The sequence below is a fragment of the Streptomyces sp. Pv4-95 genome (assembly GCF_045782725.1).
GTDB lineage: Bacteria > Actinomycetota > Actinomycetes > Streptomycetales > Streptomycetaceae > Streptomyces.
Window position 1 is genome coordinate 3,468,354 of record NZ_CP127172.1, and the last position, 15,234, is coordinate 3,483,587.

Annotated in this window: 13 protein-coding genes; 7 read left to right on the forward strand and 6 right to left on the reverse strand. The window is 72.4% G+C overall.

What is annotated here, in order from left to right:
* Positions 1-179: 179 nt before the first annotated feature.
* A complete protein-coding gene (locus tag QOM21_RS15145) occupies positions 180-1,832 on the forward strand; it encodes a DNA repair helicase XPB (RefSeq protein WP_407550488.1) in 1,653 nt (550 codons plus the stop codon).
* A 135-nt stretch (positions 1,833-1,967) separates the two neighbouring features.
* Here QOM21_RS15145 and QOM21_RS15150 read toward each other — a convergent pair whose 3' ends face one another.
* Both QOM21_RS15150 and QOM21_RS15155 read right to left on the reverse strand, forming a co-directional pair.
* Positions 1,968-3,254, reverse strand: coding sequence for a glycosyltransferase 87 family protein (locus tag QOM21_RS15150; RefSeq protein WP_407550490.1), 1,287 nt, complete (start codon positions 3,252-3,254; stop codon positions 1,968-1,970).
* 299 nt (positions 3,255-3,553) lie between these two features.
* On the reverse strand, positions 3,554-3,766 hold the full coding sequence (locus tag QOM21_RS15155; RefSeq protein WP_407550492.1) for a hypothetical protein: 213 nt from the start codon (positions 3,764-3,766) through the stop codon (positions 3,554-3,556).
* A gap of 343 nt (positions 3,767-4,109) precedes the next feature.
* On the opposite strand from QOM21_RS15155, the gene QOM21_RS15160 reads away from it, so the two are divergent.
* On the forward strand, positions 4,110-6,314 hold the full coding sequence (locus QOM21_RS15160; protein WP_407550494.1) for a HelD family protein: 2,205 nt from the start codon (positions 4,110-4,112) through the stop codon (positions 6,312-6,314).
* A gap of 97 nt (positions 6,315-6,411) precedes the next feature.
* Here QOM21_RS15160 and QOM21_RS15165 read toward each other — a convergent pair whose 3' ends face one another.
* On the reverse strand, positions 6,412-7,158 hold the full coding sequence (locus QOM21_RS15165; RefSeq protein WP_407550496.1) for a copper homeostasis protein CutC: 747 nt from the start codon (positions 7,156-7,158) through the stop codon (positions 6,412-6,414).
* Positions 7,159-7,645: 487 nt separating this feature from the next.
* On the opposite strand from QOM21_RS15165, the gene QOM21_RS15170 reads away from it, so the two are divergent.
* Together QOM21_RS15170 and QOM21_RS15175 are read left to right on the forward strand one after the other, a co-directional pair.
* Positions 7,646-8,326, forward strand: coding sequence for a hypothetical protein (locus QOM21_RS15170; protein ID WP_407550498.1), 681 nt, complete (start codon positions 7,646-7,648; stop codon positions 8,324-8,326).
* Between the two features lie 240 nt (positions 8,327-8,566).
* Entirely contained in the window at positions 8,567-9,820 is a 1,254-nt protein-coding gene (locus QOM21_RS15175; RefSeq protein ID WP_407550500.1) for a Cmx/CmrA family chloramphenicol efflux MFS transporter, read from the forward strand.
* A gap of 205 nt (positions 9,821-10,025) precedes the next feature.
* Here QOM21_RS15175 and QOM21_RS15180 read toward each other — a convergent pair whose 3' ends face one another.
* The 3 genes from QOM21_RS15180 to QOM21_RS15190 all read right to left on the reverse strand — a co-directional run bounded on the left by QOM21_RS15180 (position 10,026) and on the right by QOM21_RS15190 (position 11,335).
* Positions 10,026-10,559, reverse strand: a complete 534-nt coding sequence (locus QOM21_RS15180) for a pyridoxamine 5'-phosphate oxidase family protein (RefSeq protein WP_407550502.1) — start codon at positions 10,557-10,559, stop codon at positions 10,026-10,028.
* A gap of 102 nt (positions 10,560-10,661) precedes the next feature.
* On the reverse strand, positions 10,662-10,946 hold the full coding sequence (locus QOM21_RS15185; RefSeq protein ID WP_407550504.1) for a DUF4031 domain-containing protein: 285 nt from the start codon (positions 10,944-10,946) through the stop codon (positions 10,662-10,664).
* Between the two features lie 26 nt (positions 10,947-10,972).
* Positions 10,973-11,335, reverse strand: a complete 363-nt coding sequence (locus QOM21_RS15190; protein ID WP_393894766.1) for a hypothetical protein — start codon at positions 11,333-11,335, stop codon at positions 10,973-10,975.
* Positions 11,336-11,464: 129 nt separating this feature from the next.
* Here QOM21_RS15190 and QOM21_RS15195 point away from each other — a divergent pair, with 129 nt between their 5' ends.
* The 3 genes from QOM21_RS15195 to QOM21_RS15205 all read left to right on the forward strand — a co-directional run bounded on the left by QOM21_RS15195 (position 11,465) and on the right by QOM21_RS15205 (position 15,160).
* Complete coding sequence (locus QOM21_RS15195) at positions 11,465-12,409, forward strand: MurR/RpiR family transcriptional regulator (RefSeq protein ID WP_407550506.1); 945 nt, start codon at positions 11,465-11,467, stop codon at positions 12,407-12,409.
* A 119-nt stretch (positions 12,410-12,528) separates the two neighbouring features.
* Positions 12,529-13,467 carry an N-acetylmuramic acid 6-phosphate etherase gene (gene murQ / locus QOM21_RS15200; protein ID WP_407550508.1) on the forward strand — a complete coding sequence of 313 codons (939 nt, stop codon included), beginning with the start codon at positions 12,529-12,531 and terminating at the stop codon, positions 13,465-13,467.
* A 37-nt stretch (positions 13,468-13,504) separates the two neighbouring features.
* Entirely contained in the window at positions 13,505-15,160 is a 1,656-nt protein-coding gene (locus tag QOM21_RS15205) for a PTS transporter subunit EIIC (RefSeq protein WP_407550510.1), read from the forward strand.
* Positions 15,161-15,234: the final 74 nt, after the last annotated feature.

Here is a 15,234-nt window from a genome sequence, read left to right on the forward strand (position 1 = left end):
TTCCGGGCGCCCGCGGGAATCCCCGTGGCGCGGCGGAACGCTGAAGACAGTGGCGGCGGGGAGGTGCCCCGCCGGCCCGTCGTAGGGGGCGGTCCCGGCCGGGCGGGTTGCGGCGATGCGGCACACTGGACGTTTGGCCGTATCTGCGGCCGATGCCCGGGAAGCGAAAGGCGAGGCGCGTGAACGGACCTCTCATCGTCCAGAGCGACAAGACGCTGCTTCTGGAGGTGGACCACGAGCTGGCGGACGCGTGCCGGCGCGCCATCGCGCCCTTTGCCGAACTCGAACGCGCCCCGGAGCACATCCACACCTACCGCGTCACACCCCTCGGGCTGTGGAACGCGCGGGCGGCCGGGCACGACGCCGAGCAGGTCGTCGACGCGCTGGTGCAGTACTCGCGATACCCCGTACCGCACGCGCTGCTGGTGGACATCGCGGAGACGATGTCCCGCTACGGGCGCCTCACCCTCACCAAGCACCCCGCGCACGGCCTGGTGCTGACCAGCACCGACCGCCCGGTGCTGGAGGAGATCCTCCGGTCGAAGAAGGTGCAGCCGCTGGTCGGGGCCCGGCTGGATCCGGATTCGGTCGTGGTGCACCCCTCCGAGCGCGGCCAGATCAAGCAGACGCTGCTCAAGCTGGGCTGGCCGGCCGAGGACCTGGCGGGATACGTCGACGGCGAGGCGCACGACATCGCGCTCGCCGAGGACGGCTGGGCACTGCGGCCCTACCAGCAGCAGGCCGTGGAGGGGTTCTGGCACGGCGGCTCGGGTGTCGTGGTACTGCCCTGCGGCGCGGGCAAGACGCTGGTCGGTGCGGGCGCGATGGCGCAGGCCAAGGCGACCACGCTGATCCTGGTGACGAACACCGTCTCGGCCCGGCAGTGGAAGCACGAGCTGGTGAAGCGGACATCGCTGACCGAGGACGAGATCGGCGAGTACAGCGGCACCAAGAAGGAGATCCGGCCGGTCACCATCGCCACCTACCAGGTGCTGACGACCAAGCGAAAGGGCGTCTATCCGCACCTGGAGCTGTTCGACTCGCGGGACTGGGGCCTGATCATCTATGACGAGGTGCACCTGCTGCCCGCGCCCGTCTTCAAGTTCACCGCCGACCTCCAGGCCCGGCGGCGGCTGGGGCTGACCGCGACGCTGGTGCGCGAGGACGGCCGGGAGTCGGACGTCTTCTCGCTGATCGGCCCCAAGCGGTTCGACGCTCCGTGGAAGGAGATCGAGGCGCAGGGGTACATCGCGCCCGCGGACTGTGTCGAGGTGCGGGTCAATCTGACCGACTCCGAGCGCCTCGCGTACGCGACGGCCGAGACCGAGGAGAAGTACCGCTTCTGCGCGACCACCGCCAGCAAGCAGCGGGTGACCGAGGCGCTGGTCCGCAAGCACCAGGGCGAGCAGACGCTGGTCATCGGGCAGTACATCGACCAGCTGGACGAGCTGGGTGAGCATCTGGACGCCCCGGTGATCAAGGGCGAGACCACCAACGCGCAGCGCGAGAAGCTGTTCGGGGCCTTCCGGGAGGGCGAGATCTCCGTCCTGGTCGTCTCGAAGGTCGCGAACTTCTCCATCGACCTGCCCGAGGCGACGGTCGCGATCCAGGTCTCCGGCACCTTCGGCTCGCGCCAGGAGGAGGCCCAGCGGCTGGGCCGGGTGCTGCGCCCGAAGGCGGACGGGCACGAGGCGCGCTTCTACTCGGTCGTCGCCCGCGACACCATCGACCAGGACTTCGCGGCCCACCGCCAGCGCTTCCTGGCCGAACAGGGCTACGCGTACCGGATCGTCGACTCCCACGAGCTGCTGTCGGCGGACGAGGACGTCTGAGGGCGGGCGGCCGGCCGCCCGCCGGGATGATCAGCAAGCGGCCGGGCCGTCGGCCACTACGAACGGGCTGACCGGCATCAGGATGCCGGGCCCCGGGGCGGCGTAGCCGGCAGCAGCCGGACCGCTGCCGGACGCTCAGCCCGCCCGGGAACGCGTGCTCAGGGGCTCGTGATCGGTGCGGGGCAGCGGGATGTGGCCGGGGCCGCCTGCGGGCGGGGAGCCGGCGCGCGACCACCGGGCCATCGCCACCAGGAACGCCAGGCCGAGCAGGGGGTAGGGCGCGGCGAGCAGCTGCTGCCACCAGGGGAAGTAGAGGTCGACGTCGCCGGCGTGCGGCACCACCCACATCGTGCGGGCGGTGAAGGCGAGGGTGACGACGGCCAGCAGGACGCGGCGCCACGGCATACCGCGGGTGTGTGCCGCGAGCATGGCGAGCAGGGGTACGCACCAGACCCAGTGGTGGGACCAGCTGATCGGCGAGACCAGCAGCGCCGTGACGGCCGTGATCAGCACGCCCCAGTTGTCGAGCCCCCGCCGCTGGTGGACCCGGCGGGCGACGAAGAGCCCGGCGCCCGCCGTGAGCAGTGCCGGGACGGCCCACAGGATTCCGGGTTCGGGATCGTGCAGCGCGCGGGCGATCAGCCCCTGGAGGGACTGGTTGTCGACGATCCACGCCTTGCCGACGCGGCCGGTCTCGAACATCCGGCGCGTCCAGAACTCGATGGTCGGGCCCGGCAGGACCAGCACCCCGACCAGCACCGAGCAGAGGAATCCGGCGAGGGCGGTGCACGCCGCCTTCACCCGGCCGGTGACGAGGAGGTATACCGCGAAGATCGCGGGCGTGAGCTTGATGCCGGCCGCGATGCCGACGGCGAAGCCCTTGAAGCGGGCACCGTCCGGCCTGGAGAGGTCCCACAGGACCAGGCAGGCGAGGGCGAGGTTGATCTGCCCGAAGACGAACGTCTGGAAGACCGGTTCGAGCCACAGGCCCAGGGCGGTCGCGGCGAGCAGGGTGGGCGCGGTGTACGCGGCCTTGCGCAGGCCGGCGGCCTTGCAGGACAGGTGGATGAGCAGCGCGAGGAGCCCGGCGTTGGCGAGGACGCAGGCGACTTTGAGGGTGCCGAGCGAGATCCACGTCGTGGGGATGAACAGCAGGGCGGCGAAGGGCGGGTACGTGGCCGGAAGTGCCCACTTCGTGACCGTGAAGCCGTAGAGGTCGCCGCCGGCCGCGGCGGCTTCGCCCTCCGCGCGGTAGACGACTATGTCGGACATCGGCAGCGGCTGGACCGTGTAGAGCACCCACAGTCCGGCGAAGGAGGCCACCAGCAGGGCTGCCGCGAGGAGCAGCCTGCGGGGTCTGGCGACGCTCAGCGCCCAGGTGCGTCTCCATGTCCACGTTCGTGCCCCGTCGGCGGCAGACACCCGTTGTCCCCTTCTCGTCGCCCTGAGCGCGCTCTCTGCGGCGACGCTAGTGGATCGGAGCCGACCGTCCGTAACGGTTTCCGGTCATCCGGATGTCCGCTCGGGGCCGGCTCTTGCGCGTGATTGTGCGCGGTGCGCGCGGCTGTGTCCGTGGGGCGCGCGCGGAGAGGTGCATGCGCGCTGCGGACGCGGGGCGCCTGGGCACTGCGGGGCATCAGGCGGGCTGAGCGTTGCGAGCATTGCGGAGCGCGGCGGGTCGGCGGGTCGAGGTCGGCTGCGGAGAAGGGCCCGGTCAATCGTCAATCGTCGGCGTGATCGTCGTCGCCGTACTCGCCCATGACGACGACGCTGAAGGCGGCCGCGACGAAGACCTTGACCGCTCGGAGCGCGTTGCCCAGCACATGGCGGTCGTGACCGCCGTGCGTGGGTGCCGCTCCCAGGGCCGTCGCGCCGGCGGCGCCGCGCGGGGAGGTCGGGCTGACAGGGACTGGGTGAAAGGCTGCGGTGCTCATGTCTCCATGATGGATTTCACGCGATTGCCGCACATCGGTCCATGGGTCCATCCCGACAGGGCCGGACGTCAGACTCCCGACCTATTCCCACCCCTACGGGACTACGCGGGAGCCTTGAGGTCTCCCGGGCGGCGCCGGACGCCGAATATCCGTTGGCGCCCGGAATGCCCGCTGACTACAATCGCGCGTCTGCCCTGCCTCCCGTCGAGGAGTGCCGCCGACCGGACGGAAACCGGCCGGTCCTTCGCTGCACGCTGATGACCCGCCCGACGCACCGCCCGGCCGACCGTGCCCGCTTCCGTGGCGCGCGCCCGCCGCAGTACATCTCACCGGAGGCAACGCCGTGCCCTCGCACGCCCACCCGTCACCCGCCACCGACCCGACCGCGGCCACCCCGGCACCGCCCGAGACCGCTGCCGCCGACGGCGGGGCACATCCGCTCGGCCCGGAAGCGCCCCGGGCGGAAGAGTCCGGCCCCCGCGCCGACCCCCTGCAACGCGAGCGCACCCATCTCGCCTCCTCCCGCGCCGCGCTCCGGGCCATGCGCGAGGACGCCGAGGCGCTGAACATCGCCGACGTCACCGCGAACTGGGTCAACGCCGAGGTGCTCCAGGGCGAGATCGACGCCCGGATCAAGGCGCTCGCCGACCTCTCGCACACCCCCCTCTTCTTCGGCCGGCTCGACTATCTGCACGCCCCGGGCATCGATCTCGCCGAAGGGGCGGCGGGCGAGAACTTCTACATCGGACGCCGCCATGTGCACGACGCCGACGGCGACCCCATGGTCATCGACTGGCGCGCGCCCGTCTCCCAGCCGTTCTACCGGGCCTCGAAGAAGAACCCGATGGACCTCAAGCTGCGCCGCCGATTCGGTTACACCAGCGGCGAGTTGACCGCGTACGAGGACGAGCACCTCACCGACCCGGCGGAGGCCGAGCAGAGCAGCAAGCTGCTGCAGACCGAGATCGAGCGGCCGCGCGTGGGCCCGATGCGCGACATCGTCGCGACCATCCAGCCGGAGCAGGACGAGATCGTGCGTGCCGGGCTCGGCGGCACGGTCTGCGTCCAGGGGGCACCGGGCACCGGAAAGACCGCGGTCGGCCTGCACCGTGTCGCCTATCTGCTGTACGCGCACCGCGAGCGGCTGGCCCGCTCCGGCACCCTCGTCATCGGCCCGAACCGCTCCTTCCTGCACTACATCGAGCAGGTGCTGCCGGCCCTGGGTGAGCTGGAGGTCAAGCAGGCCACCGTCGACGATCTCGTCGGGCATGTGGAGGTGCGCGCCTCGGACGACGCGACCGCGGCGACGATCAAGGGCGACGCCCGGATGGCGGAGGTGCTCCGGCGCGCCGTCCGCTCCCACATCACGCTGCCGCAGGAACCGTGCATGGTCGTCCGCGGCTCCCGCCGCTGGCGCGTACCGGCCTATGAACTCGAAGAGATCGTCCGCGAGTTGATGGCACGTGAGATCCGCTACGGCGCGGCGCGTGACGCGCTGCCGCAGCGGATCGCGCATGCCGTACTGGTCCGCATGGAGCAGGCCGGCGAGGCGCCGGACGACCGCGTGCAGGACGCGGTGGCCCGCAACGCCGCCGTGAAAGCCGCGGTCAAGGCCGTCTGGCCGCCGGTCGATCCGGCGAAGCTGGTGCTGCGGCTCCTGGGGGACGCCGATTTCCTCGCCGAGCAGGCCGAGGGCATCCTGACGCCGGAGGAGCAGAAGGCGATCCTGTGGGCCAAGCCGGCCCGGAGCGTGAAGAGCGCCAAGTGGTCGACCGCGGATGCGGTGTTGATCGACGAGACCATGGACCTGGTGGCGCGCACGCCGTCCCTGGGCCATGTGGTCCTCGACGAGGCGCAGGACCTCTCCCCCATGCAGTACCGCGCGGTGGGACGGCGCTGCACGACGGGTTCGGCGACGGTCCTCGGCGACATCGCCCAGGGCACGACCCCGTGGGCAACGGACACCTGGGAGGACGCGCTGGCACACCTGGGCAAGCCGGGGTCGACCGTCGAGGAGCTGACCCAGGGCTTCCGTGTGCCGCGCGAGGTCATCGCGTACGCGTCCAGGCTGCTGCCGGCCATCGCCCCCGATCTGACGGAGGCGACCTCGATCCGTGAGTCCGCGGGCGACTTCGAGGTACGCACCGTCGCGCCCGAGGATCTGGACTCCGCCGTACTCGCCGCCTGCCACGAGTCCCTGGCGAAGGAGGGTTCGATCGGCCTGATCGCCGCCGAGGCCCGCATCCCCGCGCTGCGCGCCGGCCTGGAGAAGGCCGGTGTGACCTGCCTGGCGCCGGGCGAGGAGACCTCGGCCAAGTCCCGGCTGACCCTGGTGCCCGCCACGCTCGCCAAGGGCCTGGAGTACGACTACGTGGTCCTTGACGAACCGGCGGCGATCGTCGACGGCGAGCCGGACGAGCGCACCGGCCTGCGCCGGCTGTACGTCTGCCTGACCCGGCCCGTGTCCGGCCTGACGGTGGTGCACGCCGCGCCACTGCCGGCGCAGTTGGGCGGCGCGCTGCCACGGCAGTCGAGCGAGCAGCGGTAGGAGGAGAGGTGGGGATTGCCCCCACCCACCCGGCCCCTGGCGCCGGCGCTCGGGCGCCAGGGTCGTTACTCCGCAGCGTCCGCGGCCTCTCCGGCCGTTATGCCGGCGCCCCGTCCCGCACCCCGTCCAGCGCGTCGCGCCACTGCCGGACGGCCGCCACGTCGACGGGGGCCGACCAGCCGGCGGGACGGGCCGCGCCGCCGATGTGGAACGCGTCGATGCCCGCCGCGCGGAGTTCCGGCAGGTGGCCGAGCCCGAGGCCGCCGCCGACCAGGATGCGCGGCGCGTACCCGGATTCGCCCGCCGCCGTACGGGCCTGCTCGGCCAGGAGCGTCGGCAGCCCCGCGTCGACCCCTTGGGCGGCACCGGCCGTGAGGAACGTGTCGAGCCCCGTCGACGTACCGGAGGAGGCGGGCACCGCGCAGTGCGCCGCCAGCTCCTTGCGCAGCGCGTCGCGGTCCGCGGCCCGGTCGATGGCCCGGTGGAAGGTCCAGCGGCAGCCGTCGATCACCTCGGCCAGCGCCCGCACCGCGGCGACATCCGGCCGCCCGTCCGGGGTCAGGAAACCGAGCACGAACTCCTCGGCGCCTTCCGCGCGCAGCGCCGCGGCCTCCTCGCACAGGGCCGCCACGTCACCGGCGGCGAAGCCGTCGGCGGACCGCAGCATCACCCGCAGCGGAATGTCGACGGCCGCCCGGATGGCCGCGAAGGTGCTCCGGGGCGGCGTCAGCCCGTCGGCCGCCATGTCGGTGACCAGTTCGAGGCGGTCGGCTCCACCGGCCTGGGCGGCGACCGCGTCCTCCGGGCCGAGCGCGATCACCTCCAGGAGTGCGCGCTTGCTCATGTGACCCCAATCCTCCGACGACGACGTGACAGGCCATGACGTAACGAGACGAACAGACACCGGACGGGACGCGAGGCGCCACGAGGCCGAGCGGCGACAGGTCTAGTCCAATATCCAGCGTAAGGGGTGGCCGGGACCGCCGGGGCCACATCGACAGGGGACGCGGCGGAAACCACCGGTGTGTACCAAGGCGGGGCCGGTACGGCGGCCGACGCGGGCCGGTTCACCCGGCCCGCACGGGCCGGTTCGCCGGGCCGGTTCGCCGGGCCGGTTCGCCGGGCCGGTTCGCCGGGCCGGTTCGCCGGGCCGGTTCGCCGGGCCGGTTCGCCGGGCCGGTTCGCCGGGCCTGCTGCGGCCGGTTCGTCGGCCGGCGCGGGCTCGGGGCAGGCATCGGGGCACGGTGGGCGGCACGCACGCCGGCGCGAGGCGGCGTGCCGCGGGCCGGCCGCTCGCGCCCCTCGCCCGCCCCCGAGGCACAATTGCCGGCATGACTCCCGTGTCCCGAACGGCGCGCACCACCGACCTGGCGCCGGAGCTGCGCAGGCGCTGGGCCATGACCGTGGCAGAGGCCCGTGGCACCAAGGGGGCCGAGGACCCCGACCCCGACCCGTACGCGGACAACCTCCTGGCCCGGTGGGACGAGCCGCAGCGGCGCTACCACACCAGCCACCACCTGGCCGACGTCCTGCATCACATCGACGAACTGGCGGACTGCGCACTGGACTTGGCGACCGTTCAGTTGGCGGCCTGGTTCCACGACGCGGTCTACCGGCCGGACCGGTCCGAGAACGAGGAGCGCAGCGCCTCCCTCGCCGAACGCGCCCTGCCCGAGCTGGGCGTCGACGCGGCGCGGACGGCCGAGGTGGCCCGCCTGGTGCGGCTGACCATCACGCACGATCCGGCGCCCGAGGACCTCGACGGCGCGGTGCTGTGCGACGCCGATCTCGCCGTGCTCGCCGGTTCGCCCGAGGGGTACGCGGCCTATGCCGCCGCCGTCCGCGAGGAGTACTCCTTCGTGCCGGACCCCGACTTCCTGGTCGGCCGGTCCGCCGTGCTGCGTCAACTGCTCTCCCTGCCACGCCTGTTCAGGACGCCGCTGGCCTACGACTGGTGGGAGCACATCGCCCGCCGCAACCTCGCCACCGAACTCGACCTGCTGAGCGGCTGAGCGGCTGAGCGGGAGCGTACGGCGCCGGCCTTCATGAGCCTCCCGGGGCGGCGCCGGCGGACCCTCATGAACATCCGCGCATCCGCACATCTGCGCTTCCGCACATCCACACATCCGCATGACGCTCTCATGACGGCCGTCACCGCGCGGCCATGAGTGCCGGCGCGACATGGGGAAGGTCACCCCCTTCGGCGGCCCCGAAGGGGAATGTCAGCGGCTTCATCCCTGTTGGTTGCTGTCATGCCTGCTCCTTCCGAACGCGCCCGCATGCCCATAGCCGTCTACGTCCTCGGCCTGTCCGTCTTCGCGCTCGGCACGAGCGAATTCATGCTCTCCGGCATCCTCCAGCCGCTGGCACGTGACCTGGGGGTCTCCATCCCGCAGGCGGGACTGCTGGTCTCGGCGTTCGCGATCGGCATGGTGGTCGGCGCCCCCGTGCTGGCCGCCGCCACCCTGCGGCTGCCGCGCCGGACGACGCTGATCGCCCTGCTGGCGTTGTTCGGCCTCGGTCAGGTGGCGGGCGCGATCGCCCCCTCGTACGGCGTGCTGTTCGCCTCGCGGGTGCTGAGCGCACTGGCCTGCGCCGGCTTCTGGGCGGTGGGCGCGGCGGTCGCCGTCTCGCTGGTGCCGGTGACCGCGCGGGCCCGCGCGATGGCCGTGATGGTCGGCGGCCTGAGCATCGCGAACATCGCCGGAGTCCCGGCCGGCGCCCTCCTCGGGCAGCACGCGGGCTGGCGGGCGGCGTTCTGGGCGGTCGCCGGACTCGCCGCGGTCGCCCTGGTCGGCGTGACCGCGCTGGTGCCGCGTACAGCCGTGCCCACGGGCGAGGGCCGGCCGCAGCTGCGCCGTGAACTGACCATCTACAAGGACAAGCAGGTCTGGCTCGCGCTGACCGCCACGGCCATGAACGGCGCGGCCGTCTTCGCGCTCTTCTCCTACCTCTCGCCGCTGCTGACGGACACCGCGGGGCTCGCCGAGAGCTGGGTCCCGACGGTGCTCGCGCTGTTCGGCGTCGGCGCGCTGATCGGTACGTTCATCGGGGGCCGGATCGCCGACGCCCACCTCTTCGGGACGCTGTTCGCCGGCATCTCCGCCTCCACGGTCGTCCTGACCGTCCTGGCGCTGACCGCGCACAGCCCGGTCGCCGCCGTCCTGCTCGCCCTGCTGCTCGGTGTCACCGCGTTCGCCACGGCCCCGGCGCTGAACGCCCGGATGTTCAACGTCGCGAATGCCGCGCCCACGCTGGCCGGCGCGACCACCACCGCCGCGTTCAACATCGGCAATACGCTCGGCCCCTGGCTGGGCGGCCTGACCATCGGCGCGGGCTGGGGTTACCCGTCCGTCGCCTGGACCGGTGCGGCACTGGCAGCGGTCGCCGTCGGCACCACCGCCGTCGCCTACCGACTGCACCGCTCGCCACACCCCTCACGCCTCGTCGCCTCCTCGGGGGTCATCACCACCAAGCCCGAGACCGAGAACGCCAACCGGCACTGACCGGGCCGGGCCGGGTCTGGCCGTGCCTGGGGCGCCCCACCGACGCTGACCGCACGAGGACCGGGCGCCTTCCGCCGGAACTCCAGCGACCCCTGCTTGGGGGCGGGCTCCGACCGGGTCGGCGCCCGCCCCGCGGACCCACCCGAGTCGTTGCGACGGCAGCCCCTGGGTCCGGCTACGGGCGCCGGGGCTTTCGGCGCAGCGTCTATCCGTTCTGCCCGTCGAAGCTCCAGCGCGTCTGGCTGTAGGTCTCCCCGCGGCCGAAGCCGAAGGCCCTGACGGGCTCGACCCGGAAGACGTCGGCACGGTCGCCGACGCCGTAGAAGGCGCCGTTGCGGACGTCGAAGTGCCAGTCGCTGCCGTACTTGGCGGCGTACAGCTCGGCCAGCCCGCGCAGCGTGGTCTCGTCCTGGACCTGTACCGCCTCACCCTCGATGATCACGTCGAGTCCGGCGTGCAGGTCGTTGCCGCCGGCCGTCGAGGTGGTCAGCACGCACCGGGCGTTGGCCGCGAGGTTCCTGGCCTTGCGCTCGTCCGGGCCGGTGCAGAAGTGGAGGGCGTCGTCCGCCCAGACGGCGAGCAGCGGGGTGACGTGCGGGCGGCCGTCGGGCCGGACGGTGCTGAGCCAGAAGATCTCCGCCTCCGTCAAGCCGCCCACGGCCGTGGACCACGCGGTGGGGGTGGCGTCCTCGCTGCTGAACCTCGTGGTGAGCGTAGTGGCCGGTTCGCTGGCTGACATGACTGTCCCTTTCGGTGCGGCGCACGAACTGGCCCCATCGTGCGCGGGCCACCCGTCACCCCGGCGGTGCGACGCGCCGCGGGCGGGCGCACCGGGCACGCCCTACCGGCCGGCGGCCGCCGGCCCCGGACGGTGTTTGGGCCTGCGCAGCCCCGCGGCCGTCAGCAGGCGGACGAGTTCCTTGCTGCCGATCTCCACCGCCCCGGCGTGCACCGCGTCGGCGTACCGCTCCTCGGGCAGGTCGTAGTGATCGCGCTCGAACGCCCGCCTGGGCGCGCCGAGGGCGGCCGCGAAGCTGTGCAGTTCTTCGAAGGAGGTGTCGCTGACCAGGTGCGACCACATCCGCCCGTGGCCCGGCCACGTCGGCGGATCTATATAAATCGCCACGTCAGCTCTCCGACCCCATCACCGCGTCAGCCCTCGGTGGGGGTGCGCAGTCTGCCGACGCGGGCCACCGCGACCGCCGTCTTGGGGCAGACCCAGTGCGGATCGGGCCCCAACTCCGGCTCGACATCCAGCGCGTGAGGGTCCCCGGACTGGGTGCAGACGGGGCACAGCGGCCAGCGGCCGTACCTCTCCAGCAACGCGTCCTGGACGTCCTGCGCTATCAGTCCCGCGACGAATCCGACACCTTCCGGCCACTGCTCGACCCACCATCGGCGGTGCACGACCGCGTCCTCGACGAGCGAAACGATGTCGGCGTCGGCGACGTCGTCCGCCATCAGGTCGGCGAGCACCAACGCTCGCGCGGCATGCAATGCCTGTTCCAGCTCCATGCCGTCCATTGTCTCGCGGACCCGCGCCGCACCCCACCGTCATCCACAGATCGATGCGCGCCACGCCGCTTGTCCACAGGTCTCACGGAGGGTATTGACGCGCGACGTCTATGAAATTACTTTTCAGCTGTGAGCAGCAGCCTGAAGGAAACTTTCAAGGACGTGGCCGCCGAGACCCGGCCGGCCCCGGCCCCACCCGCCCCCGCGGCGCTGGCCGCCAAGGTCCGCACCCTCGCCCCGACGATGACCCGCTCCATGCAGCGGGTCGCCGAAGCGGTCGCGGGTGACCCGGCCGGCTGTGCCGCCCTCACCGTCACCGGCCTCGCGGAACGCACGGGCACGAGCGAAGCCACCGTCGTGCGGACCTCCCGCCTGCTCGGCTACCCCGGCTACCGGGATCTGCGCCTGGCGCTCGCCGCACTCGCCGCGCAGCAGGCGGCCGGCGGCGCACCGGCCGTGACGGCCGACATAGCGGTCGACGACTCCCTGACCGATGTCGTCGCCAAGCTCGCCCAGGAAGAGCAGCAGTGCCTTGCCGACACCGCGGCCGGCCTGGACGTCACCCAGCTCGAAGCCGCCGTCGGCGCGCTCTCCTCGGCCCGCCGCATCGACGTCTACGGCATCGGCGCCTCCAACCTCGTCGGCCAGGACCTCGCCCAGAAGCTGCTGCGCATCGGCCTGATCGCGCATGCCCACTCCGACCCGCACCTCGCGGTGACGAATGCCGTGCAGATGCGGACCGGCGATGTCGCCATCGCCATCACCCACTCCGGGCGCACGACCGACGTCATAGAGCCGCTGCGTGTCGCCTTCGACCACGGCGCGACGACCATCGCGATCACCGGCCGCCCGGACAGCGAGATCGCCTCGTACGCCGACTACATCCTGACCACCTCCACCGCCCGTGAGAGCGAGCTGCGACCGGCGGCGATGTCCTCCAGGACGAGCCAACTCCTCGTCGTCGACTGCCTGTTCATAGGAGTCGCGCAGCGCACGTACGAGACCGCGGCGCCCGCCCTGTCCGCGTCCTACGAAGCCCTCGCACACCGCCACTCCCCGCGCTCCCCCCGCTGAGCCCCGGCGCCGGATCTCAGCGCCGCCCCTTCAGCGCTGGGCTTTCCTCCCGACAGCCGCCGAGCCCCGCACCGATCACGTCGTACTGAGCCGTACGAGCCCGGAAAGAGCCGACACCCATGACTTCCCCCGCCGAACACGCACAGCTGCGGGCCCAGCTGGACACCCTCACCACAGAGGCGTTCCGGCCCGAGCTCGCCGAGATCGACAGGTTCTCCACCCTGGAGATCGCCCGCACGATGAACGGCGAGGACGCCCAGGTCCCCGCCGCCGTCGCCGGTCAGCTCCCGCAGATCTCCGCCGCCATCGACGCCACCGCCGCGCGGATGGCCCAAGGCGGCCGACTGATCTATGCCGGTGCCGGTACGGCCGGCCGGCTCGGGGTGCTGGACGCCAGCGAGTGCCCGCCGACGTTCAACACCGACCCCTCCGAGGTGCTCGGGCTGATCGCGGGCGGCCCGTCCGCGATGGTCACCGCCGTCGAGGGCGCCGAGGACAGCAAGAAGTTCGCCGCCGAGGATCTGTCCACGATCGGTCTGACGGACCGGGACACCGTCGTCGGTATCTCCGCCTCCGGCCGCACGCCGTACGCCGTCGGCGCCGTCGAGCACGCCCGTTCGCTGGGCGCGCTGACCATCGGGCTGTCCTGCAACGCCGGCTCGGAGCTGGCCGCGTCCGCCGAGCACGGCATCGAGGTCGTCGTCGGCCCCGAGCTGCTGACCGGCTCCACCCGGCTGAAGGCGGGCACGGCACAGAAGCTGGTGCTCAACATGATCTCGACGATCACCATGATCCGGCTGGGCAAGACCTACGGAAACCTGATGGTCGACGTCCGCGCCTCCAACGAAAAGCTGCGGGCCCGCTCCCGGCGCATCGTCGCGCTCGCCACCGGTGCCTCCGATCCGGAGATCGAGGCAGCCCTGGCCGCGACGGACGGCGAGGTGAAGAACGCCATCCTCACCCTCCTCGGCGAGGTCGACGGTCCGACGGCCGCCCGCCTTCTCCACGACTCCCAAGGCCATCTCCGCGCGGCCCTCCAGGCCACGCGGAACAGCTGACCCGTCCCCTGGTTGCTCGCACAGCAAGGCACCGCACATGAACGAAGACAAGAACCGCGCCACCGCCGCCGCGATCCTCCCCCTCGTCGGCGGCGCCGGGAACCTCTCCTCCATCGCCCACTGCATGACCAGGCTCCGCCTCGGCATCGTGGACCGCTCCCTGGTCCAGGACGACGCCCTGCAGGCACTGCCCGCCGTGATGGGGGTGGTCGAGGACGACACCTACCAGATCGTGCTGGGTCCCGGGACGGTCGCCCGGGTCACTCCCGAGTTCGAGCGGCTGGTGGAGGAGGCGCGCGCCACCACACCCGAACCGGCCGGCACCCCCGAGCCGGCCACCGCCACACCCTCCGAGCCCGACGCCGCCCGGCCCGCCACCCCCACCCCGGCACCGGCGCCCGGCTCCGCTGCGTCGCACTCCACCACGGCCGAGGAACTGGCCGCCCAGGGCGCCGCCCTCAAGGCACGCCGGAAGGCGAAGAACGCCACCCCGGTCAAGCTCTTCCTGCGCCGGATCGCCAACATCTTCGTCCCGCTGATTCCCGCCCTGATCGGCTGCGGCATCGTCGCGGGCATCAACGGCCTGCTGACCAACCTCGGCTGGGCGCCGTCGGTCGTCCCGGCACTCGCCGCCATGGCCTCCGGCTTCATGTCGCTGATCGCCGTGTTCGTCGGCTACAACACCGCCAAGGAGTTCGGCGGCACCCCCGTGCTGGGCGGCGCGGTCGCCGCGATCATCGTCTTCCCCGGCGTCGCGAACATCACCGCCTTCGGCCAGAAGCTCTCCCCCGGCCAGGGCGGCGTCCTCGGCGCACTGGCCGCAGCCCTGCTCGCCGTCCAGGTGGAGAAGTGGTGCCGCAAGTGGGTCCCCGAGGCGCTCGACGTCCTCGTCACCCCCACCCTCACGGTCCTCCTCACCGGCCTGGTCACCATCTTCGGCCTGATGTACGCGGCCGGGGAGGTCTCCACCGCCATCGGCAGCTTCGCCAACTGGCTGCTCGCACACGGCGGCGCGTTCGCCGGCTTCGTCCTCGGCGGGCTCTTCCTCCCCCTGGTCATGCTGGGCCTCCACCAGGCCCTGATCCCCATCCACACCACCCTCATCGAGCAGCAGGGCTACACCGTTCTGCTGCCCATCCTCGCCATGGCGGGCGCGGGCCAGGTCGGCGCGGCCCTCGCCGTCTACCTCCGCCTCCCCCGCAACGGCTCCCTCCGTACGACCATCAAGTCCGCTCTCCCGGCAGGCTTCCTGGGCGTCGGCGAGCCCTTGATCTACGGCGTCTCGCTCCCCCTCGGCCGCCCCTTCATCACCGCCTGCGTCGGCGGAGCCTTCGGTGGCGGCTTCGTCGGCCTGTTCAACCAACTCGGCGACGCGGTCGGCTCCACCGCCATCGGCCCGTCCGGCTGGGCCCTCTTCCCCCTGGTCAAGGGCAACCAAGGTGTCGGCACCACGATCGCCGTCTACGCCATGAGCCTGGCCGTCGGCTATGTCGTCGGCTTCCTCGCCACCTACTTCTTCGGCTTCAGCAAGCAGATGCTCACGGACCTGAACGCCGACACCCCCCGTGACACCGGCACCGAAGCCGGCACAGGCGCCCCCACGACCGCCCCGGCCGCCGTCGCGGACAACGGCCGCACTCCCGCCCCGACACCCGACCGCGAGGACCCGGACGCCCAACCGGCCAACGTCTGACCGCCCCTACGCCGCACCGCACTCCGAAGCAGCCCCCGCCTGACGCGTCCGTATACCGCCCCGCTGGACAACAG

Coding starts and splice junctions, on each gene's coding strand:
- QOM21_RS15190 (WP_393894766.1), bottom strand. CDS start 11,335: ATGGAGCTGGAACAGGCATTGCATGCCGCGCGAGCGTTGGTGCTCGCC.
- QOM21_RS15165 (WP_407550496.1), bottom strand. CDS start 7,158: ATGAGCAAGCGCGCACTCCTGGAGGTGATCGCGCTCGGCCCGGAGGAC.
- QOM21_RS15170 (WP_407550498.1), top strand. CDS start 7,646: ATGACTCCCGTGTCCCGAACGGCGCGCACCACCGACCTGGCGCCGGAG.
- QOM21_RS15175 (WP_407550500.1), top strand. CDS start 8,567: ATGCCTGCTCCTTCCGAACGCGCCCGCATGCCCATAGCCGTCTACGTC.
- QOM21_RS15155 (WP_407550492.1), bottom strand. CDS start 3,766: ATGAGCACCGCAGCCTTTCACCCAGTCCCTGTCAGCCCGACCTCCCCG.
- QOM21_RS15180 (WP_407550502.1), bottom strand. CDS start 10,559: ATGTCAGCCAGCGAACCGGCCACTACGCTCACCACGAGGTTCAGCAGC.
- QOM21_RS15205 (WP_407550510.1), top strand. CDS start 13,505: ATGAACGAAGACAAGAACCGCGCCACCGCCGCCGCGATCCTCCCCCTC.
- murQ (WP_407550508.1), top strand. CDS start 12,529: ATGACTTCCCCCGCCGAACACGCACAGCTGCGGGCCCAGCTGGACACC.